This window comes from uncultured Serinicoccus sp., from assembly GCF_947487915.1.
GTDB lineage: Bacteria > Actinomycetota > Actinomycetes > Actinomycetales > Dermatophilaceae > Ornithinicoccus.
Genome location: NZ_CANKYH010000061.1, coordinates 1 through 232 on the forward strand (window position 1 = coordinate 1; position 232 = coordinate 232).

Genomic DNA, 232 nt, shown 5'->3' on the forward strand with positions numbered 1-232 from the left:
GGAAGCTGACCGCAAATATGATGAGGTCGCTCGTAAGCTGGCCATGGTTGAAGCTGATTTGGAACGTGCTGAAGAGCGTGCCGAGACTGGTGAGACCAAAATTGTAGAGCTTGAGGAAGAGTTGAGAGTTGTGGGTAACAATCTCAAATCTCTGGAAGTCAGTGAGGAGAAGAATCAACAAAGGGAGGAGGCTTATGAAGCTCAAATTCGCAATATGACTTCAAGACTGAAG

General features: G+C 46.6%; 1 protein-coding gene. It reads left to right on the forward strand.

Translation table 11 applies throughout. The features are described from left to right. Positions 1-232, forward strand: a 232-nt coding sequence (locus Q0795_RS17200; RefSeq protein WP_298891805.1) for a tropomyosin, incomplete at both ends; no start/stop codon positions are given.